Source organism: Mycobacterium sp. IDUB_5, assembly GCF_055419565.1.
The window spans coordinates 465,188-484,300 of the sequence record NZ_JBVAXX010000003.1 but is presented as its reverse complement, the minus strand read 5'-3'; the positions used below and the strand labels follow the sequence as shown (position 1 = coordinate 484,300).

The window sequence follows — 19,113 nt, the reverse complement described above, 5'->3', positions numbered from 1 at the left end:
CATTCAGGACGGCCGCCCACGACCGGGAACGCGATCCGGACCGAAGGGACTGGCTGCTTCACTCTGGTTGAAAGTGAGCACTATTCTTGTCGCCACGACCTGAGGGAGTGTGGTGTGACATCCGGTGCGTCGCCCCTCGGGGACCAGCCGCAAGATCCGACCGCTGACGAAGCCCACTATTTCTCGGACGCCGACTATCTGCGGGGGATGACACGGTTGACCGACGTCATCCAAGAGCTGTCGCTGGCGCGGTCATTGGCGCAGGTGCAGAGCGTCGTCGCCACGACGGCGCGCGAACTCACCGGCTGCGACGGCTCCACCTTCGTCCTTCGCGACGGAGGCATGTGTTTCTACGCCGACGAAGACGCGATCACGCCGCTGTGGAAGGGCAAACGCTTCCCGCTGGACGCCTGCATCAGCGGGTGGACCATGCTGCACAAACAGCCCGCGGCGATCTCCGACATCTACAGCGACCCGCGCATTCCCCACGACGCCTACCGGCCGACCTTCGTGAAGAGTTTGGTCATGGTTCCCATCCGCCGGCAGGACCCGGTCGGCGCCATCGGGTGCTACTGGGCTCAGGAACGCCAGGCCTCCGACCGCGAAGTGGCTCTCCTGCAGGCGTTGGCCGACGTGACGTCGGTGGCAGTGGAAAGCGTTGCGCTGCACGCTGCCCTGGAGAACCAGGTGGTCGAGCAGACCGACGGGATCGACTCCACCTTCGCGGCGGCGTTCGCCAACGCACCCGTCGGCATGGCGGTCATCGGCCTCGACGGGAGCTTCCAGCGCGTGAACCGGGAGTTCTGCCGGATCACCGAATACGACGCCGAGGAGTTGATGCACCTGACGTTCCAGGACATCACCCATCCCGACGACCTCGACATCGACCTCGCCGAGGCGTCGCGACTGCTGGCCGGAGAGATCGCCAGCTATCAGATGGATAAGCGCTACTACACCCGAGACGGTCACGTCCTGTGGGTCCGGCTCTCGGTCTTCATGGCACACGACGACTCCGGCCAGCCACGGTCGTTCATCTCCCACATCGAAGACATCTCGGCGCGGCGCCGCGACGAAGAGCGCCTCCGGCGCCAGGCCACCCTGGACGCTCTCACCGGCGTGTACAACCGGAGCAGATTCGACGAAGAGCTGGCGAAGTACGCGGCGACCGCCAGCCGTCACGGGATCTCGGACGAAGCAGCACTTTTCATGATCGACCTCGACGGGCTCAAACAGATCAACGATCACAGCGGCCACGCTGCGGGCGACACCTACCTCAAGACTGTGGCCGACACGATCAAAGCGCGGTTACGCCTCTCCGACGTCGTCGCCCGCATCGGCGGCGACGAGTTCGCCGTCCTCCTTCCCCACACCACGGTCGCGCAGGCTCACCACCTGGCCCAGACGTTGGTCGAGCAGGTCGAGACCCTCTCCCCAGGCGGGGTCTGCATCGGAATCGCAATGGTCACTCCCGACACGGTCGACAGTGCCCTCGAGCGCGCCGACCGGGCCATGTATCGCGCCAAGAGACGGGGCGGCAACCGTTGGTGCGGACCGGAGCCCTACGCCGCGGACTGATTTGGCGTCCCGCCAGGTCGACGACCGAGCCGATAGTGATCGGGAGCGACGACCAGAGATCGAGCGGTGCGACACTTGATCGTGACCAGCAACGAACCGCTACTCGGCCCGGGTCTCATAGTCGTCTGTGTCGTCATGGCAGCGGCGGCAGCACTGGTTTCCAGGTTCGCCCTCCGTGGCTCTGCGTGGACCGTACCGGGCGCCGGCATCCGCGCTGCGGTACAGCTGGCCACGGTTGCCACGGTGCTGGCTGCCGCGATGGCCCGGCTGTGGTCCTCGATACTGGTGCTCGTCGTAATGTACGCAGTGGCCACCGCCACCGCGGCGCGCCGCAGCGAGGCCGATGCCGGCTCGCTGTGGCTGGCCGCGCCACTCGCGACGGGAATGGCCTCCGTGATACCGCTGCTGCTCCTGAGCCATGTGGTGCCGATGACCGGTGTTGCGCTGGTTCCAGTTTTCGGCATCGTCCTCGGCGGCACGATGACCGCCGCGGCGGTGGCTGCCCGCCGAGCGCTCGACGCCTTGACCCTTCGAGCAGGGGAAGTCGAAGCAGCGCTGAGTCTTGGTTTGTCTGAACGTGACTCACGGATGGAAGTGATCGAGCGACCTCTCGGTGATGCTCTGCTCCCGAATCTCGATCAAGCGCGCACCGCCGGTCTGGTGACCCTGCCCGGAGCGTTCGTGGGCGTCTTGCTCGCGACGGGTTCCGCAGCGCAGGCGGGCGCGGTCCAGGTGATGGTGTTGATTTCGCTGATGCTCGCCCAAGCCTGCGCCGTAGCCATCACCGGTGAGTTGATCGCTCGCGGACGCATTCGTCGCTGCGCCTCGGAGACCTCGTCGTCGCGCAGACGCCTCCTACCGTGGACTCGACGTCAGTAGCGGTCAGCGGAGGGCGGAGAGGAGATCGTTGAGGGTCTGCGTCTCTGTGGCCCGGTCGGGGTTGGCGTCTCGGACGGACGAGAGCACAGCGTCGATGCGTCCGTCGATGGCCGACCATGTGCCGCCGTCAATGGTTTCAAGCCTGGATTGCGCATCGTCCCAGGCGGTTTCGAGACGCTTCGCGGCGGAGATCGCGCCAGCCTGGTCGCCGGCCCGAACCTTGGTCAGCGCGTCCTCGGCGATGCTGCGGAAGTTGGCGACGTCGGCCGCGGGGAAGCTGGCCGCCTGACCCGGGGCGATGGCGGTGACGGCTGCAGGAGCCTCCTCGGTTCCCGGAGCAGCCCCGTGCGGTTGGGCGTGTGCCCACGCCATCAGTGCGGCTGTGGCGGCCGCGACGACCACGAAGTACCCCAACATGACCTTCTCCCGACGGGGGTTCTGTGTAGCCGTCGTGTCAGACCGCTCGATGACATCGGCTCGGGTGACAGTCAGGAACACAATTGTGGCCGAGATGGCAGCGAGGAAGACAACACTGGTGACCGCCACCCCAAGACCCAGCCCCTGCTGATCCTTCGGAAAGCCAAGCCAGTCGCCGAGATTGGCTCCCAGCGGCCGAGTCAGGATGTACGCCAGCCAGAACGACAGCACGCTGTTGGCGCCAAGTTTCCAGCCCACGACGACGGCCGCGATCAGTCCAGCCGGTAGCAGGACTGCGACACCAGGGCTCCACCCGGTGAGCTCCAACGTCCAATCCCCCGCCGCTGTTCCGAGTGCGAACGTAACGAGAATCGCCAGCCAGTAGAACAATTCGCGGGGCAGCGTCGTGATGCTGTGGATCGACAGCGTGCGCTCCCTGGCCCACCACACCGCGAAGACGACCGAAAGCAGCACCGCGAACACGCTGGTACTGAGGGCCAGTGGGACGCCGAGGTCGTCGGTGAGGATGTCGGTGTAGAGCGTGCCGGTCACGCTGACCACGACGACGGTGAACCAATACGCGAGCGGCACGTAGCGGTCCAGTGCGAGCTGCCACGCCAGCACGACCGCCAGCACCACCGTGAAAAGCGCCGCGGTGAGGTGTAAGCCGACGCCGAGAGTCATGTTGATCCAGTCAGCAAAGCTCTCACCGACGGTCGTGCACAGAACTTTGATCACCCAGAACCAGACGGTGATCTCCGGCACCTTGCTCAGTGTTTCCCGCCGCGCCGTGACGGTCGCCGAACTCGTTCGCTCACTCACAAGGCGCAACTTACGAAAGCTCCGCTGAGGTCTCGCTGAGAACCGCTCGCGAGGCCTTTCGCGGTTCGTTGGCTGTGGCCGGCGTTGGCCGCGGACGGAGGAACAGGACCAGGACGACAGCGGTGTAGACACACCAAGCGACCGCCTGAAGGACAGTGGGATCCGGACGGAAGTTGAAGATCCCCTGCAGCACGGCGCCGTACCAACTCGACAAATCGAAGTGGACTGACACGTCGAAGGCGTTGTGGGACACGCCGGGAAGCCAACCGACAGTCTGGAGGGCTCGCACTCCGTACGCGAGGATGCCGGCAGCCACGATGACCAGAAGGACGCCCGTGCACGTGAAGAACGTCGCAAAATTGATCCGCAACGACCCGGCGTACAGCAGAACCGTGAGCACGGCAGCGATCAGGATGCCCAGCAGCAGACCCACCAGCGGCCACGAACTCCCTGCAGTGTTCTCGGCGTAGCCGACCATCAGCAGCGCAGTCTCCACACCTTCCCGTCCGACGGACAGGAAAGCCAGGCTTGTCACCGCGATCGGACCAACGGACAGCGCCCGGGTCATTCCGGCGCGAAGGTCACCGGAGATGCCGCGCGCGGCGGTGCGCATCCACAACACCATCCAGGTGATGATCACGACTGCCACCAGCGACGCGAGGCCGGCGGTCAGTTCGGCAGTCGGTCCCGACAGCGTGGACGTGCCGTAGTGAATGCCGACGAAGATGGCGGCCACGAGTGCCACAGCGCTCAGCACGCCCACCGCGACCCACTTGAGCGAGTCTCGACGATCGGACTTGACGAGAAAGGCCACCAAGATCATGACGACGATGCCGGTCTCCAGTCCCTCGCGGACACCGATGAGACCGCTTCCTGCCAGCTGGACGGCGATGGACGGTGCGCCGGCACCGTCAGCGAGATTCACCTCAGGTGATCCCTTCTTGTCGAATTCGGAGAGTTAGGTAAGGCGAGCCTGTGCGAATGGCCTGGCCCACGGTAGGGCTGCTCCGCTGAGAGCACGCTGAGAACTGTCGGGTGCATCCACGGGCGCCGCAGTGTCCGCGCCCTCAGCGCCGTCTCAGCCGATACGACGGAATCTGGTGTCATGGACAGACACAGGACGGCCATGTCGACCCATCGACCGGGCAGGCCCACCACCGTTCTCATCACGCTGCTCGCGCTGGCTTTCGGCGGCCTGGCGGTCGTGGCTCACCACGCCGGTCACGGGACAGCGATCGACCACGCCGTCTTGAACTGGATGATCGAGCACCGGCGGCCCTGGACCACCACCGCTGCGATTGCCATCACCGACGCCGGCAGTCCTGTCGCGATCACGCTGCTGGCGTTGCTCGTCGCCTGCCTGATGTGGTGGCGTCAGTCCTCGCCGAAGTCCGGTCTCGTCGTCATCGCCACGTTGGCGGCGGCCAGCGCAGCGAGCACGCTGGCGAAGTTCGCCGTCGGCGCTCAGCGACCCCCTCGGTCCGTGCAACTCCTGCACGAGGTCGATCACTCATTCCCGTCAGGGCACGTGACCGGCACGTTGGCACTGCTCGGCATCGTCGCCGTCGTGGTGGCGAAGAACCGCAGTCGAGCTATGCGCTTCGCCGTGGCGGGTGCGGTGACGGCGGCGACCATCACGATCGCGATCACACGCTTGTACCTCGGCGTGCATTGGCTGACCGATGTCGTCGCAGGCATGCTGCTCGGCGGCGTCGCCGTCGCTTTCGGGGCATCGCTGTTGGCTACCGTCACGCAATCGGCCGAGCATCAGGGCAGACATCGTGCCGAGTCGCCGATCCCGGCGGCCACGCGGGTGGCATGATTCTCACAGTCGCGTCGCGACGCATGCCTGCCATTCATGCAGGAGGAGATGATGCGGGCCGGTCCCGAGAACAGCCCATGCCTCGACTGAGGCAGCCCGCGACGTGGCTCCGGGCCCGCTACTGGGGTATCTCGGCGAGGTCGGCGTTCGTATCGGCAACGGTTGTGCTGGTGACCTTCGCCATCGCAGGAGCGGGATTGGCCGTCATTCTGTACCGGTCATTCCTCGCCGGGGTCGACGAGGCAGCGGCCACCCGGGTGGGCGACGTGGTGGCGGCATTGGCCTATGACACGCCGGCCCAGCTGGACTCCGCCCTGCTCGATACCGACCAGCGTGTTGTTGCGGTGCAGGTGATCGACTCGCTCGGAGCCGTCGTCAGGCGGTCGGCCTCCGCACCCGATGCTCCGCTCGTCGCACCGTCGACCATCGGCACCGGTGGCCGGATCGGGTTGTCCGACGATGCCTCACCCGACGGCGATATGCGGATCAGCGGCCAGACCGTCGATGCCCGCAGCGGGCCCTACACCATCCTCGTCGGCGCGGGAAGCGAAGCGGTGGAGACGACGGTCGCGACCGTTCTTGTCCTGCTCGCCGGCGCTGCGCCGGTCGTCAGCGTCGTCGCCGGGGCGGTGACCTACTTCCTGGTCGCCAGGTCGCTTCGATCCGTCGACGCGATTCGCGCGCGCGTCGCCGACATCACCACGTCCCACCTCGCCGAGCGGGTACCGGTCCCGTCGCATCATGACGAAATCTCTGCCCTCGCTGTCACGATGAACAAGATGCTTGCCCGTATCGAAGCGGGGCACGACGCCCAGCGGAGGTTCGTGGGTGACGCCTCGCACGAATTGCGGAGCCCCGTTCAGGCCATCTTGTCGGCGCTCGACGTCGCTTCCGTGCACCCCGAGATCCTCGATCGTGAGCTCGCCGAGTCGACTTTGCGACCGGAGGCGCAACGCATGCAATCCCTGGTGGAGGATCTGTTGTTGCTGGCCCGAGCCGACGAGCGGGGACTCGCACTGCGGCACACGGACGTCGACCTCGACGATGTCGCATCCAACGAGGTGGGCAGACTTCTGCGCTGCACCTCGCTGACGGTCGACGCAGAGGTGACGCCGACCCGGCTGATCGGCGATCCGGGAGGCTTGTCCCGCATGCTGCGCAATCTGTTGGAAAATGCGGCTCGCCACGCGATATCTCGGGTGGAAGTGCGGGTCTACCCGGAGGGGTCGACCGCTGTGCTGACCGTCGGCGACGACGGCCCAGGAATTCCGGAAGCCGAACGGGTGCGGGTCTTCGACAGGTTCGTCCGGTTGGACTCCGATCGGTCTCGCCGCGGCGGCGGCAGCGGGCTCGGCCTCGCGATCGTCTCGGAGGTCGTCGCCGCTCATGACGGATGCGTGGGTGTCGGCGAGCGGACCGATGGCGGCGCGTTGTTCACCGTGCGCATTCCCCTGGCGGGATCGGCGAACACACCAGCGATGAGTCAGTTCCCGCTACCGGCCTCGCCGGAATCCAACCGGTAGCCGACACCCCGGATCGTACGAATGGTATCGGTGCCGAAAGGCGCATCTATCTTGCGGCGCACATACCCGACGTAGACCTCGACCACGTTGTCAGGTCCGGCGTAGTGGGCGTCCCACACGTTGTGCAGCATGTCGTGTTTGGTGACGACGGTGTCTTTGTGACGCATCAGATATTCGAGGACGCCGTACTCGCGGGGGGTCAGCTCGATCAGCGTCGTACCGCGCTCGACGACGCGACGCGCAGGGTCCAGACGCAACGTGCCGGCGGTCAACACGGTGGGACGCTGCGGGGCACCGCGACGCAGCAGCGCTCGCAGCCGGGCCAGCAACACGACGAATGCAGCGGGCTTCGAAAGATAGTCGTCCGCGCCGAGGTCGAAGGCGTCTGCCTGGTCGTAATCACCGTCTTTGGCGGTCAGCATCAGCACTGGCGTCCACACTTCCCGCGCGCGCAACGTGCGCAGTACCTCATAGCCATTGAGCCCGGGCAGCATGATGTCCAGCACGATGACGTCGAACGAATGCTCGGTCGCCTCCCACAAGCCGTCGATTCCGTTGTCCGCGTGCACCACGACGAAGCCCTCGGCGCGCAGCCCCATGGCGAGGGTGGCAGCGAACCGCTCCTCGTCTTCGACGATCAGCACCTTCACGAGAGCCATCCTTCACTCGACGCTGCGCTTCGGCCAGCAGGTACGCATCGCGCCAGGTGCAGGTCCCTGGTGTTGTGGGCGAGATTGCACGCAGGGCTGCCGTCACGCCCGTCAGTGCAATCTGGCCTGCAGGCACCGCAACAACACCCCCTCCTGTAACGTCAGGCGCTCGGGGAGCGACGCGTATGGCAACACCTACTGGGGGGCACCTTGACCATGTCACTGAACATGTCTTTGACGAAGCGTTCGGCGTTGGCGCTTGCCGCGCTGGCCGTCGCGATGACGGCGGGCGCCATGAGCTTCGGCACCGCGTTGGCCAAGGCCGACGACATGCGCCCCAGCCCGTGGGTGAAGAGCCCCGGCGCCGGTGAAGTCCGCCGCGACTCCACCCAAGGCGAGGTGCGCGACGGCTACATCCTGGCTCCCGCCGGCGGGGCGATCCGTCAGTCCCCCGTCGCCACCCCCGGCACCAAGGCCGGCGGCTTCAGCGGCGTGCGCGTCGGCCCCGGTATCGGCGGCTGGTAACCCGCTCTACGGCAACGCTTTTCCGGTCTCGGCGTCGAAGAGATAGGTCTTCTCCCGGGGCACGATCAGCCCGATCTGCGCACCCGCATCCCACGACGCGCCCGCCGGCGCCTGCGCGATCACCCGCGTCGGCTCCGGGGTGTCCACCACCGCTGTCACCAACGCGTGGCTGCCCAGCGGTTCGACGAAATCGACACGCGCCGGCACCGCGCCGTCGGCGTGAACGCTGCCCAGCTGAAGATGTTCGGGCCGCACCCCGACCGTCACCGGGCCGTCGGCGCACTGCACCGACGACAGCTCGGCGCCACCGAGCTGCAACATGCCCGAACGTATCTGGCCGGCAACCAGATTCATCGGCGGGCTGCCCATGAACGCAGCGACGAACGTGTTCGCCGGCCGGTGGTACACGTCGTCGGTGCTGCCGATCTGCTGCACCTCACCGCCGGCCATCACACACAGCCGATCCCCCAGCGTCATCGCCTCCACCTGATCGTGGGTGACGTACACCGACGTGACCGGCACCTCCCGGTGCAGCCGTTTCAGATCGCCGCGGACCTGGTTGCGCAGCTTGGCATCCAGATTCGACAGCGGCTCGTCGAGCAGGAAGGCCTGCGGCTCGCGCACCAGCGCCCGGCCCATCGCCACCCGCTGCCGCTGCCCGCCCGAGAGCTGACCGGGCTTGCGGTTCAACAACTCCCCGATCTGCAGCAGCTCCGCCGTGTCCCGAACCCGACGCTCGATTTCCGCCCGCGGCGTCTTACGCTGCTTGAGCCCGTACGCCAGATTCCGGTACACGGTCATGTGCGGGTACAGCGCATAGTTCTGGAACACCATCGCGATGTCCCGCTGCCCGGGGCCCAGTCCGTTGACCACCTGCCCGCCGATGCGGATCTCACCGTCGCTCGGCTTGTCCAGACCGGCGAGCAGCCGCAGCGCCGTGCTCTTGCCGCACCCCGACGGGCCCACCAGGATCAGGAACTCCCCGTCGGCGACGGTCAGACTCAGATCCTTCAGCGCGGCGACGCCGCCGGCGTAGCGACGGGACACATTGCGAAACTCGACCTCTGCCAACGTCCTACCCCTTGATTCCGGTACTGGCGACCGACTGCACGAAATACCGCTGCGCCACGACGAACACCAACAGCATCGGCAACAGGCTCATTACGTTGGCCGCCATCAGCAACGGCCACTGCACGTGATGGGCTCCCTGGAAATAACTGAGCCCCAACGGGATCGTCATCTGATCCTGTGAGGTGATGACGATCAGCGGCCACAGGAAGTCGTTCCACGACGTCAGCACCGTCAACGCGGCCAACGTCGACATCGCCGGCATCGACAGCGGCAGCACGATCTTGAACAGCACACCCAACCGCGACGTGCCGTCCACGCGGGCCGCCTCCTCGAGCTCGACCGGCACGGTCTGGAAGAACTGACGCAGGAAGAAGATCCCGAACGCGGTCGCGAGGTTCGGCAGCATCAACGCACCGATGTGGTCGATGCCCATGCCCTCCCACACGTTGTCGCCGAACCACTTCACGATCAGGAACACCGGGATCATCGTCACCTGGAACGGCACCATCAGTGTGGCCATCAACGTCACGAAGAGCGCTCCGCGGCCGAGGAACCGGATACGTGCGAACGCATAACCCGCGAGGCTGCACACCACGAGATTGCTGACCAACACCACCGCGGTCACCGTCAGGCTGTTGAGGAAGAAGTGCCCGAACGGCGCCTGCGCCCACGCCTCGGTGTAGTTGGCGAACCGCGGACTGGCCGGGAACAGCACCGGCGGGAAGTGGTTGGCCTCCCCCTCGGTCTCCAGCGACGTGATGAGCATCCACAGCAACGGGACGATCAGCAGGAAGCTCAGCGGGATCAGCACCAGATGCCACGGGCTGAACGGCAGCCGCCAGCGATTCGAGGAGGTCCTCGCCGATGGCAATGTGGCCGTCACGGGTGGTGCGCGAATCTGCGAGCCAGCCGGAACTGCACGGCCGTGACGATCAGGATGACGACGAACAGCGCGTAGGCCATCGCCGCGGCGTAGCCGGCGTCGAAATGCACGAACGCCTGGTCCCACAGGTAGTAGACGATCACCGTGGTCGCGCGGAGCGGCCCGCCACGGGTGGTGGCGTACACCTCGTCGAACAACTGCAGCGCGTTGATGGTCAGCCACACCAGCAGGAACAAATTCGCCGGACCCAGCAGCGGCACCGTGATGGTGCGGAACCGGGTGAACGCATTGGCGCCGTCGATCGCGGCCGCCTCATGCAGCTCCCGCGGAACACGCTGCAGCGCAGCCAGATACACGATCACCGAGAAGCCGGTCCAGCCCCAGATCGTCATCGCGACGATCACGTAGATCGCCTGCGACGGCGACGCCAGGAACGGCTGCGACGGCAACCCGGCCGCGTTGAGCGCGGCGTTGACCAACCCGTAGTCACGGTCGGTGAGCCACAGGAAGATGATGCCCTGCGAGATCGTCGACACCGCCATCGTGATGTAGGCCGCGGTCCGGTACACCGAGATGAACCGCACCGAGCGGTTCAGCGCGGCGGCGACCAGCAACCCGACGATCATGGTCCCCGGCACGAACAGCGCCGTGTAGATGATCGTGTGCTTGATCGCGTCGAGGAACACCGGGTCGTCGGCCATCTTGCCGTAGTTGTCGAAACCCACCCACGGCGTCTCCGGCGTCAACAGATCGGATTTCTGGAACGACAGCTGCAGCGACATCAGCACCGGCAGCAGCCCGAAGATTCCGATCAGCACCATCGCCGGTGTGACCAGCGCCCACCCGGTCAGCCCGTCGGTGCCCCCCAGACGCCACCGGCGCCGAGGCCGGGCCGGCGGCGGTGCGGGCGGTGCCGCCACCGCCGCACCGGACCTGGGGTCAGTGGTCACCATCTCCAGCTACTTCTCGGCCAGCTTCGCGTCCGCAGCCTGCGCGGCCGCGTTCAGTGCGTCGGCAGGCTGCTGTTTGCCAAGCATCACCGCGACGATCGCCTGCCCCAGTGCGTCGGAGACGTCGGGGTACTGCTCGACGGTGGGCCGGACCTTCTTCACGTTGTTGAGATTCTCCACGAACACGCCTGTGCCCGGCACGTTTTCATCGAGCTTGTCGAGGACCTGCTGGTCTTTGCCGACCGACTGCCGGATCGGCAGATCGCCGGTGCCCAGCGAGAACGCCTTCACCTGCTCGGGCGCCGACAGCCACTTCACGAAGTCGACGGCCGCCTGCTTCTTCTTGTCACCGTTGTCGAACACCACCCAGTTGTCCGGCCCGGCGATGGTCTGGTGACCACCCGACGACCCGGCGAACGTCGGCATCACCTGCACGCCGTAGTCGATGTCGCTGAGCTGGCTCAGATCCCACGGACCGGTGACGAGCATCGCGACCTTGCCGCTGTTCATCAGTTTCGGACCGTTCTCGTTGGTGGTGTCCAGATACAGCGATTTGTCGTTCACGGCCATCTGCTGCAGCACGGTCAGCGCCTTGACGCCCGCCTCGGAGTTGAACGTCGCCTTCTCGTTGTCCGGCGACAGGATGTCGCCGCCTGCCTCCCACAGCATCGGGATGTAGTGCCATACGGTGTCCTCGCTGCCGTCGGCCGGGATCAACCAGCCGTACTGCCCCTTGCTGGGATCGGTGAGTTTGGCTGCGGCGGCGCGGAAGTCGTCCCACGTCCAGTCCGGGCTGGGCGGCGCGACGCCCGCATCGGCGAACAGCTTCTTGTTGTAGACGATCGCGAGGTTGTCGACCAGCGCCGGCACCCCGACGACCTTCTCGCCGACGGTGGCGGCGTCGCGCTCGGCAGGATAGAAGTCGTCCCACTGCCAGTCGGGCTTCTTCACCTCCTCGGCCATGTCGACCACCTGCGGGATCTGCGCGATGTTGGGCGACCACGAGCCGAACATGTACGCCACGTCGGGCGCACTGCCGCCGCGGACCGCGGTCAGCACCTTCTGCAGCACCAGATCATTGCTGGAGTACAGCTCGTTGACCTTCACGTCGGGATGGTCCTTGTTGTACTGCGCGATCAGGCCTTTGAACACCTCCCCCTCGGTGTCCTGGTAGCCATGCCACACCGCGATCTCGGTGGGTCCCGACGACGACGAACCCCCGCCCCCGCACCCGGCGAGGACGAGCGCGATGACGGCGAGCAGTGCAATGCAGAGGCGGCGTCTGATCACGGTGGACACTCCTTAGTGGTGGGTTCGCAACGATTCGGGCAGCAGATCTGAATGCGCAGCGGTCAGTTCGTCACACAGATCGGCGATCTGATCGACGCTCAGCGACGCGGCGGTGTTCGGGTCGACCATCGCTGCGGCGCGCACCAGCCGAGGGTCGCCTTCGACGGCGGCGCGCACGGTCAGGTCGACGGGGCCGAGGAAGCCCCGGTTGAGCGCGGCGCACTGCGGGGGCAGATCGCCGACCGCCATCGGGTGTGCGCCGAGCGAGTCGAGCAGCGTTGGGACCTCGACGGCCAGCCCGTCGGGCAGGTTGGTGATCAGGCCGGCGTTGGCGATGTTGGCCGAGATCACCCGCGGCGTACCGGTTTCCAGCGAGTGGATGACCTGCGGGGCGTACTCGGTGGACCCGGTGTCGATCGGCAGCGTGTCCGCCTCAGCCAAAGCGGCACGCACACGGCGGTATTCGGCCATGTTGGCCTCGCTGATCGACACGTACTCGCCGATGTTGATGCGCAGCCGGGCCACCTCATCGGGGTTGTGCAGATACCACGGCACGTATTCGCTGCTGTGCTCGCTGGTCTCGGTCGGGTAGTACCCCAGTCGCCGGTACATATCGACCCTCACGCGGCGCTGGAGCTCCCGGTCGGCGGCGATGCGTTCGTCGAGCAGCGGGTAGAGGTTCTGGCCGCCTCGCTCCCAGCGCAGCACCCACGCCTGGTGGTTCACCCCGGCCGACCAGTAGGACACCTCGTCGTAGGGCACGTCGATGAGCTCGCACAGGCCGACCATCGTCCAGTAGACCGAATGGCAGAGCCCCAGCACCTTCAGGTTCGGCGCGACCCGGTGCAGGTAGGTCACGTTCATCGCCATGGGGTTGGTGTAGTTGAGCAGCCATGCGTCCGGGCACATCTCGGCCATGTCGGCGGCGATGCCGGCGAGCACCGGGAAGGTACGAAGCCCGCGGAAGATACCTCCGACGCCGATGGTGTCGGCGATCGTCTGGTTCAAGCCGTACTTCGCCGGGATCTCGAAGTCGCGCACCGTCGCCTCGTGCCCACCGACCGCGATGGTGTTGATGACGTAGTCGGCACCGTCGAGTGCGCGGCGGCGATCCGTCGTGGACACCACCTCCGGTTGGGCACCGGCCGCGCGGGCGGTGGCCCGGGTGATCGCCTCGGCGGTCTCCAACCGTTCGTCGTCGATGTCGTGCAACACGACGCGCACCGAACCGAGTTCGGGGAACGACAGGATGTCGCCGAGGAGTTCCCGGGTGAACTCGACGCTGCCGGCGCCGATGATCGCGATCGTCGGTTTCACTGACGGGTGCCTTTCGTGGTCGGTTCCAGCACGGCCGCGGTCGGCTCCTCGCCGCGCTTCTCGTCGGCGTAGACCATCAGCGTCGAGCCGACGAGTGCCAGCACGATGCCGATGGCGCCGTACGGGCTGGGCAGCGTCTGGTAGGCGATCAGCGACACCACGATGGTCAGCGCGGGCGCGAGTGCGTTGGTGGTCGGCGCGACGATCGAGGCCTTGCCGCGGGCCAGCGCCATCACCAGGAACAGCGCGCCGACCGCGTTGAGCAGCTGGGTCCCGGCCGTCAACAACGGTGCTTTCCAACCGAAGTCGAGCGGCAAGCCACCCATCGAGATGATCGCGACGGGGATCAGCGCGAGTCCGCTGATGGCCATCCAGCCGAACGTGGTGGCCTCGTTGACACCGAGCGTCGCGGTCTTGCGCATGAAGTACGCCTGCACGCCCCACGCCACGCAGATCACGACGGCCAACAGCAGCCACGGTCCCGTCGAGGCGTCGGAGTCGCTGCTGGTGATGCTGAACAGCACGATGGCCGCCAGGGCGCAGATCAAGCCGACGATCGCCAGGCCGCGAATGCGTTCGCGCAGCAGCACCATCGCCATCACCACGGTGATCGCCGGGGAGATCGACACGATCGGGAAGATCAGATACGCGGGGCCGATGGTGAGCGCCTGGAACAGCAGCAGCTGTCCGCCTGCGCCTGTCAGCCCGATCAGCAGACCGTAGATCGTGGCCTGCGGGCGGCGGTCGAACTTCTGCCCCTTGAGCGCGAACGCGGCGGGAATGATCATGGTCAGCGCCCAGATGCAGTAGATCATCTCGTCGGGGTAGCCGTACCAGGTCGCCGGCAAGGCGGAGAACGCGCCCCACACCCCCCAGAACAGGATCAGCAAGGTGGCGTAGAAGATCCAGCTCCGCGCCGGCTTGGCAGTGTTGTCGGTCATGGCTCCAGTCATGGCAGCGTCACCTTCTCGGATGTGGTTGCAGTGTTCGACAATTCGGCGATCGCTGCAGTGCTCAACGAGTGGCCGCCGTGTTTGGCCGCGTACAGCGCCGCGCCGACCGCAGGGTCGAGCAGCGGCTGCCGCAGGTCGTAGTGCACGGGGAGGGCGCGCAGCGCGCTGGTGAACCCCGCGAGGAGCGTGGCGTCGGAGAACATGCCGCCGGAGTACGAGACCGGAACGGTCTCGTCGTCGGTGAAACCGACCAGCGTGCGGGTGGTTTCGATGAGCGCAACGAGTTCGGCGACGGCGTCGTCGATGATCTGCGCGGCTGCGGTGTCGCCGTTCTGCGCGGCCTGGCAGACGGTGGTCGCCAGCGCGGCGATCGAGCCGCGGCTGCCCTTCCAGGTGTCGATGACCAGGCTGACGACGTCGAGGTCGCCCCCGATCTCCAAGCGCGCCTTGAGCAGATCGTAGAGCGGGCCGCGGGGCATGCGGCCGTCGCTCATCCGGCTGAACGCGTTGAGGCCGCGGGTCGCCACCCAGTACGCCGAGCCCTCGTCGCCGAAGAGCTCACCCCAGCCGCCGACGCGATGCCCGACACCCCGACGCTCCCCGTAGGTCATCGAGCCGGTGCCGCTGATCACGTTGATGCCGTCTTCGCCGCCGAGCGAGCCGGCCCAGCCGCACACCATGTCGTTGTCGCAGCTGTACCGGTCGTGGCCGAGGACCCCAGCAGGCACCGAGTCCAGCGCCGAGATGTCACCGCTGGCCTCGCCGTAACCGGGCAGGCCGAAGAACGCGGCGTCGATGCCGGCGGTGTCGATACCGGCCTGGCTGCAGATGTCGGTAACGCCTTGGCGGAGAACGCGTTCGACGACATCGAAACCGTCGTTGAAGTAATACGACGTGGGTGCGGTGGCGCGGGCGAGCACGTGGCCGGCGTCGTCGATCAACGCGAACGCGGTCTTCGACCCGCCACCGTCGACACCGAGATAGCGCGCCATCACCGGGCTCCGGCCATCGGATAGATGGTGACACCGCGGACGACCCGGCTCACTTCTCCGGACGGGAACGGATTGTCCGGTGTCTTGCCGTAGTCCAGCGACGTGAACAGCGCCAGGTACTGGCCGAACACCAGATACGGCAGCGCGACCAGCGCGTCGGGTAGATCGTCGAGCCCGGGCAGCACCAATGCGTCGCCGTACTTTTGGGGGATCGGGACGGCGCTGATCACGCGGACCGCGTCGGCGCCGAGCTGGCTGCGCAACTCGGCGATGATGTCGAGGTCGTAGCGGCGGGTGTAGGAATCGGTGGACACGTAGACCACCGCGAGGGTGTCCTCGTCGAGCACCGACTTCGGGCCGTGCCGGAAGCCCAGCGGTGAGTCGAAGTACGTGACCACCTCCCCGGCGGTCAATTCCAGGAGTTTGAGCGCGGATTCGCGCGCCAAACCCTCCAGCGGCCCGCTGCCCAAATAGACGAAGCGCTGTTTCTTGGAGTGCGCCAGCGCTCGGATGTCGGCTTGGCGGCCGGCCACGTGTTCGGCGGCACGGGCCAGCGCCTCGACCTGGTTCGGCTGAGCGGGACCGAGCATCAGCAGGCAGGTGAGCAGCATCGAGGTGAGGCTCGATGTCATCGCGAAACCGGAGTCGTTGGTGCGGTCGGGCATGTAGACCACCAGCGAGTCCGGCCGGTCGGCGTGCGCGCGGCCCAGCTTGCCCTCGCGATCGCAGGTGAGGACCAGGTGCCAGACCTGGTCGACCAGCTGATCGGCCAGTGCGGTGGTGGCCAGGCTCTCGGGGCTGTTGCCGCTGCGCGCGAACGACACCAGCAGCGTGGGGGTGTTGGGCTCGAGATGATCGAGCGGACTGGCGACAATGCTCGTGGTGGCGATCGGCTCGACGCGGTGGCGCAGATGCCGGCGCAGCAGCGGCGCGGCGATCTCGCCGGCGAACGCGGAACTGCCCGCCCCGGTGAGGATGATCCGCAGATCGGGGCGCGCCAGCAGGTCCCGCACGAAGCCCTCGGCGTGCCCGTCGGACCTGCCTGCCACCTCCCGCCAGGCGTCGGGCTGCTGACCGATCTCGAGAATGGTTGCGCCGCCGTCTTTCTGGTCGGGCACAGACGTCTGGGTCATCGTGGGCTACCTCCGGGGTTGTCGGCGCGGCACGCGGCGGCGTAGGGCCGCAGCGCGTCACGGACGCGGTCGACCACGAGGGCCTCCGCATCGTGGTCGAGCAGACCGGCGCGAATGCGCTCGTATTGCAGGGGCAGGAACTGACTGATCAGCGGCAGTGGGATACCGATGCGATCGAGGTTGGCCAGCAGCATCCGCCGCGCGGCGTCGACCTCCTCGTCGGCCCAGTAGTAGCGCAGCCGGTCGCTGTAGCTGTAGCGGCGGGCGGTGCGCTGAGCGACGGGATCGCCCTCGTAATAGTCCTGCCAGTACCCGGGCTCGGCGAGCATGCGCCGCTCGATCACCTCGATGAGGTTCGAGCGTGCCGGCCGCGGCAGCAGTTCGGTCTCGATCATGGCCAGCGCGAACAGTGCCTCGCGCATCGCGAAGGTCAGTCCAGGTCCGACTTTGAGGACAGCCCAGTGGTCGTCGACGAGTTCGCGGAGCTGTTGGGGGCGTTGGTAATCCGTCGAGTGGGCTTCGAAGACGAGATGGGCCTCGTCGTCGAGCACGCGCCGCAACTCGGCGGTGGCTGAGTGCTCGTAGTCGATCACCTGGAGGTGGTCGAACTCGACGCCAGGCTGGACCACCAGCGCCATCACCCGCGGCCACACGTCGTCGTGGCCGACGGCGGCGAATGCGCTGCGGTGCGCGGCCAGCGTGGCCCGTGCCGCATCGGCGGGCGTGGGGGTGAGCCGGTCCAGCGTCTCGTGTGCGCCGCCGGGAACGGGCACCTCGGTCCCGATCACGTACACCGGCGCGTCGACACCGCTGCGGCGCGCCGTGTCCTCGGCAATCGCCAGCAGCCGCGCACTGCGCTCAGCGACGACCTCGTCGGACAGCACGGCGGGATCGTCGGCGCAGCGCATGCTGCAGTCCAGGTGAATCTTGCGGTAGCCCGCCGCCACGTAGGCCGCGATAAGCGTCTCCGCATGACCCATGGCGACGTCGGCGTTCTCCCGCTGCCACCTGTTGGGGCCGAGATGATCACCGCCGAGCACCACACGGTCGCGGGCGAAACCCTGTGCGTCGGCGATCCCGAACACCAGGTCACGAAAGTCGTTGGGCCGCATGCCGGTGTACCCGCCGAATTGGTCGACCTGATTCGAGGTCGCCTCGATGAGCACGAACCCGCCGTCGGCGGCCGCCTGCACGATCGCCGCCTCCAGCACGGTGGGATGCGCCGAGCACACCGAATACACCCCGACTGGCTCGCCACCCTTGTGCCGGGCCACCATGTCGGCAAGCCAGTCGACCCGCCGCAGCATCTGCGTCCCGGCCATCACGCCTGCACCCCCGCGATCGCGACCACGCGACACAGGTGGGCCACCGTGTCGGCCAACGCCTCTCGCGCCGGGATCAGATACTTGCGCGGATCCGTCAGTGCGGCATCGGAGTCCAGGACGGTGCGTACTGCGCCCGTGTAAGCGATGTTGAGCGCCGTGCCGACGTTGACTTTCCGGATTCCGGCAGCCACCGCCGCGCCCAGGTTCTCGTCGGACACTCCCGACGAGCCGTGCAGCACAAGGGGAATCGACACCGCGGCGGCGATCTCCCGGATCAGCGCCATGTCGAGCTCGGCGTCGCGGGTCGTCATCGCATGCGAGCTGCCCACCGCCACCGCCAGCGCGTCCACGCCCGTGCGCGCCGCGAACGCCGCCGCCTCGCCGGGATCGGTGCGGGCACCGGGCTCGTGGGCGCCGAGGACGCGGCCGTCCTTGCCGCCCACCTGACCCAACTCCGCCTCCACGTACAGCCCGGCATCATGGGCACGCTGGACGAAAGCGGCTGTCTGACCGACATTCTCGTCGGCATCGAGGTGTGCCGCGTCGATCATCACCGAGGTGACGCCGAGGGCGGGCGCGGTGGTGACGACCTCGTCGAGCAGGGCCGAATCCTGGATGTGGTCGAGGTGCACGGCTATCGGTGCGGCCGACGCGGTGGCGATCTGCGCACATGCCGCGGTGATCGGTGCGAGCGCTCCGCGGTGGAATCTCACGGTGTTCTCGCTGATCTGGATCAGCGCGGCGGCTCCGGCACGCTCCACGCCCAGGGCGATCCCTTCGGCGTGCTCGAGGGTGATCGCGTTGAAAGCCAAGACCGCGCAGCGGTTTTCGTTGGCTTCGGCGATGAGATCTGAGGTGGACGCCAGCGTCACGCGATGACCTCCTTCACCAGATGTGTGCGGTGCATCACTTGACTATGAGAAGCTCGCTCAGAACGCGCAATACCAACCGGTCAAACGATCAGGAAAACTGATCGCTCGCCCCGG

Annotated in this window: 18 protein-coding genes; 5 read left to right on the top strand and 13 right to left on the bottom strand. The window is 66.9% G+C overall.

What is annotated here, in order from left to right; all coding sequences use genetic code 11:
* The first annotated feature begins 114 nt into the window (after positions 1-114).
* The gene (locus ACZY1G_RS11615) at positions 115-1,575 is read left to right on the top strand and encodes a GGDEF domain-containing protein (protein ID WP_463822441.1); all 1,461 of its coding nucleotides are present in this window, start codon (positions 115-117) and stop codon (positions 1,573-1,575) included.
* 81 nt (positions 1,576-1,656) lie between these two features.
* A complete protein-coding gene (locus ACZY1G_RS11610; protein ID WP_463814409.1) occupies positions 1,657-2,454 on the top strand; it encodes an ABC transporter permease in 798 nt (265 codons plus the stop codon).
* 3 nt (positions 2,455-2,457) lie between these two features.
* Here ACZY1G_RS11610 and ACZY1G_RS11605 read toward each other — a convergent pair whose 3' ends face one another.
* Positions 2,458-3,693, bottom strand: a complete 1,236-nt coding sequence (locus ACZY1G_RS11605; RefSeq protein ID WP_463822440.1) for a COG4705 family protein — start codon at positions 3,691-3,693, stop codon at positions 2,458-2,460.
* Between the two features lie 10 nt (positions 3,694-3,703).
* Positions 3,704-4,618: an iron uptake transporter permease EfeU gene (gene efeU, locus ACZY1G_RS11600; protein ID WP_463822439.1), complete on the bottom strand. Its 915-nt coding sequence runs from the start codon at positions 4,616-4,618 to the stop codon at positions 3,704-3,706.
* Between the two features lie 180 nt (positions 4,619-4,798).
* On the opposite strand from efeU, the gene ACZY1G_RS11595 reads away from it, so the two are divergent.
* Together ACZY1G_RS11595 and ACZY1G_RS11590 are read left to right on the top strand one after the other, a co-directional pair.
* Complete coding sequence (locus ACZY1G_RS11595) at positions 4,799-5,515, top strand: phosphatase PAP2 family protein (protein WP_463822438.1); 717 nt, start codon at positions 4,799-4,801, stop codon at positions 5,513-5,515.
* A 77-nt stretch (positions 5,516-5,592) separates the two neighbouring features.
* Positions 5,593-7,038 (top strand): HAMP domain-containing sensor histidine kinase, encoded by a 1,446-nt coding sequence (locus ACZY1G_RS11590; protein ID WP_463822437.1) that lies wholly within the window; start codon positions 5,593-5,595, stop codon positions 7,036-7,038.
* Here ACZY1G_RS11590 and ACZY1G_RS11585 read toward each other — a convergent pair.
* Positions 6,999-7,688, bottom strand: a complete 690-nt coding sequence (locus ACZY1G_RS11585; RefSeq protein WP_463814873.1) for a response regulator transcription factor — start codon at positions 7,686-7,688, stop codon at positions 6,999-7,001. The two genes, ACZY1G_RS11590 and ACZY1G_RS11585, sit on opposite strands and share 40 nt — an antisense overlap.
* Positions 7,689-7,916: 228 nt before the next feature.
* Between ACZY1G_RS11585 and ACZY1G_RS11580 the strand changes: the two genes are divergently transcribed.
* Positions 7,917-8,213: a hypothetical protein gene (locus ACZY1G_RS11580; protein ID WP_463814404.1), complete on the top strand. Its 297-nt coding sequence runs from the start codon at positions 7,917-7,919 to the stop codon at positions 8,211-8,213.
* A gap of 6 nt (positions 8,214-8,219) precedes the next feature.
* Here the strand turns inward: ACZY1G_RS11580 and ACZY1G_RS11575 are convergent, their stop codons facing one another.
* Genes ACZY1G_RS11575 through ACZY1G_RS11530 form a run of 10 tightly spaced genes read right to left on the bottom strand, consistent with a single transcriptional unit; the run spans position 8,220 to position 18,999 of the window.
* Positions 8,220-9,284 (bottom strand): ABC transporter ATP-binding protein, encoded by a 1,065-nt coding sequence (locus tag ACZY1G_RS11575; RefSeq protein WP_463822436.1) that lies wholly within the window; start codon positions 9,282-9,284, stop codon positions 8,220-8,222.
* A gap of 4 nt (positions 9,285-9,288) precedes the next feature.
* On the bottom strand, positions 9,289-10,167 hold the full coding sequence (locus ACZY1G_RS11570; RefSeq protein ID WP_463822435.1) for a carbohydrate ABC transporter permease: 879 nt from the start codon (positions 10,165-10,167) through the stop codon (positions 9,289-9,291).
* Positions 10,164-11,120 (bottom strand): carbohydrate ABC transporter permease, encoded by a 957-nt coding sequence (locus ACZY1G_RS11565; protein ID WP_463822434.1) that lies wholly within the window; start codon positions 11,118-11,120, stop codon positions 10,164-10,166. Before ACZY1G_RS11565 ends, ACZY1G_RS11570 begins: the two co-directional genes overlap by 4 nt.
* A 6-nt stretch (positions 11,121-11,126) precedes the next feature.
* A complete protein-coding gene (locus ACZY1G_RS11560) occupies positions 11,127-12,407 on the bottom strand; it encodes an ABC transporter substrate-binding protein (RefSeq protein WP_463822433.1) in 1,281 nt (426 codons plus the stop codon).
* A 12-nt stretch (positions 12,408-12,419) separates the two neighbouring features.
* The gene (gene melA, locus ACZY1G_RS11555; RefSeq protein ID WP_463822432.1) at positions 12,420-13,724 is read right to left on the bottom strand and encodes an alpha-galactosidase; all 1,305 of its coding nucleotides are present in this window, start codon (positions 13,722-13,724) and stop codon (positions 12,420-12,422) included.
* On the bottom strand, positions 13,721-14,677 hold the full coding sequence (locus ACZY1G_RS11550; protein ID WP_463814397.1) for a DMT family transporter: 957 nt from the start codon (positions 14,675-14,677) through the stop codon (positions 13,721-13,723). Before ACZY1G_RS11550 ends, melA begins: the two co-directional genes overlap by 4 nt.
* Positions 14,674-15,669 (bottom strand): N-acetylglucosamine kinase, encoded by a 996-nt coding sequence (locus tag ACZY1G_RS11545; RefSeq protein ID WP_463822431.1) that lies wholly within the window; start codon positions 15,667-15,669, stop codon positions 14,674-14,676. Before ACZY1G_RS11545 ends, ACZY1G_RS11550 begins: the two co-directional genes overlap by 4 nt.
* On the bottom strand, positions 15,669-16,802 hold the full coding sequence (locus ACZY1G_RS11540; protein WP_463822430.1) for an SIS domain-containing protein: 1,134 nt from the start codon (positions 16,800-16,802) through the stop codon (positions 15,669-15,671). The genes ACZY1G_RS11545 and ACZY1G_RS11540 overlap by 1 nt, the downstream gene beginning before the upstream one ends.
* Positions 16,799-18,124: a D-tagatose-bisphosphate aldolase, class II, non-catalytic subunit gene (locus ACZY1G_RS11535; protein ID WP_463822613.1), complete on the bottom strand. Its 1,326-nt coding sequence runs from the start codon at positions 18,122-18,124 to the stop codon at positions 16,799-16,801. The genes ACZY1G_RS11540 and ACZY1G_RS11535 overlap by 4 nt, the downstream gene beginning before the upstream one ends.
* Positions 18,124-18,999, bottom strand: a complete 876-nt coding sequence (locus ACZY1G_RS11530) for a class II fructose-bisphosphate aldolase (protein WP_463822429.1) — start codon at positions 18,997-18,999, stop codon at positions 18,124-18,126. Before ACZY1G_RS11530 ends, ACZY1G_RS11535 begins: the two co-directional genes overlap by 1 nt.
* Positions 19,000-19,113 lie beyond the last annotated feature (114 nt).

What these genes read in the sequence shown, in the direction of transcription:
- ACZY1G_RS11595 (WP_463822438.1), top strand. Translation starts at nt 4,799, where the DNA reads ATGGACAGACACAGGACGGCCATGTCGACCCATCGACCGGGCAGGCCC.
- ACZY1G_RS11590 (WP_463822437.1), top strand. Translation starts at nt 5,593, where the DNA reads ATGCCTCGACTGAGGCAGCCCGCGACGTGGCTCCGGGCCCGCTACTGG.
- ACZY1G_RS11580 (WP_463814404.1), top strand. Translation starts at nt 7,917, where the DNA reads ATGTCTTTGACGAAGCGTTCGGCGTTGGCGCTTGCCGCGCTGGCCGTC.
- ACZY1G_RS11565 (WP_463822434.1), bottom strand. Translation starts at nt 11,120, where the DNA reads ATGGTGACCACTGACCCCAGGTCCGGTGCGGCGGTGGCGGCACCGCCC.
- ACZY1G_RS11550 (WP_463814397.1), bottom strand. Translation starts at nt 14,677, where the DNA reads ATGACTGGAGCCATGACCGACAACACTGCCAAGCCGGCGCGGAGCTGG.
- ACZY1G_RS11545 (WP_463822431.1), bottom strand. Translation starts at nt 15,669, where the DNA reads ATGGCGCGCTATCTCGGTGTCGACGGTGGCGGGTCGAAGACCGCGTTC.
- ACZY1G_RS11540 (WP_463822430.1), bottom strand. Translation starts at nt 16,802, where the DNA reads ATGACCCAGACGTCTGTGCCCGACCAGAAAGACGGCGGCGCAACCATT.
- ACZY1G_RS11535 (WP_463822613.1), bottom strand. Translation starts at nt 18,124, where the DNA reads ATGGCCGGGACGCAGATGCTGCGGCGGGTCGACTGGCTTGCCGACATG.